At 44.2% G+C, this 1,198-nt stretch carries 1 protein-coding gene; it reads left to right on the top strand.

Annotated elements, in window-relative coordinates; translation table 11 throughout:
- The first annotated feature begins 6 nt into the window (after window positions 1–6).
- The gene (gene tuf / locus I2F17_RS12495; protein ID WP_196424058.1) at window positions 7–1,197 is read left to right on the top strand and encodes an elongation factor Tu; all 1,191 of its coding nucleotides are present in this window, start codon (window positions 7–9) and stop codon (window positions 1,195–1,197) included.
- Window position 1,198 lies beyond the last annotated feature (1 nt).

Consider the following 1,198-nt stretch of genomic DNA (forward strand, 5'->3'; position numbering starts at 1 on the left):
ATCATCATGGCTAAGGCTAAGTTTGAACGTAATAAGCCACACGTAAACGTGGGAACAATTGGTCACGTTGACCATGGTAAAACAACGCTTACTGCTGCAATTGCAACAATTTGTGCAAAAACATATGGCGGCGAAGCAAAAGACTACGCAGCGATCGACTCTGCACCAGAAGAAAAAGCACGTGGTATTACAATTAATACATCACACGTAGAATACGATTCACCAACACGTCACTACGCGCACGTAGACTGCCCAGGCCACGCCGATTATGTTAAAAACATGATCACAGGTGCGGCTCAAATGGATGGTGCGATTTTAGTATGTGCTGCAACAGATGGTCCTATGCCACAAACACGTGAGCACATCTTGCTTTCACGTCAGGTTGGTGTACCGTACATCATCGTATTCTTGAACAAGTGTGATCTTGTTGATGACGAAGAATTACTTGAACTTGTAGATATGGAAGTACGTGAACTTCTATCTTCTTACGATTTCCCTGGTGATGACACACCTGTAATCCGTGGTTCAGCATTAGCTGCACTTAATGGTGACCAAGGTCAGTATGGCGAATCTGCAGTCATCGAATTGGTTGCTGCGCTTGACTCATACATTCCAGAGCCAGAGCGTGCAATTGATAAAGCATTCTTGATGCCAATTGAAGATGTATTCTCAATTTCTGGTCGTGGTACTGTAGTAACAGGCCGTGTAGAATCAGGTATTGTAAAAGTTGGTGAAGAAGTAGAAATCGTTGGTATTAAAGACACTGTTAAAACGACTGTAACAGGCGTTGAAATGTTCCGTAAACTGCTAGACGAAGGTCGTGCAGGCGAGAACTGTGGTGTTCTTTTACGTGGTACTAAGCGTGAAGACGTACAACGTGGTCAAGTATTAACGAAGCCAGGTGCAATCAAGCCACATACTAAATTTGATGCAGAAGTATACGTACTTGCAAAAGAAGAAGGTGGTCGTCACACTCCATTCCTAAACGGTTACCGCCCACAGTTCTACTTCCGTACAACGGACGTAACTGGTGCGATTCAGTTGAAAGAAGGCGTTGAAATGGTTATGCCAGGTGACAACGTTGAAATGTCAGTAGAATTGATCCACCCAATCGCAATGGACGCAGGCTTACGCTTTGCAATCCGTGAAGGTGGTCGTACTGTAGGTGCTGGTGTTGTTGCTAAAGTAACTGCATAAT

Origin of the sequence: Acinetobacter baretiae (genome assembly GCF_015627105.1) — a bacterium.
Taxonomy (GTDB): Bacteria; Pseudomonadota; Gammaproteobacteria; order Pseudomonadales; family Moraxellaceae; genus Acinetobacter; species Acinetobacter baretiae.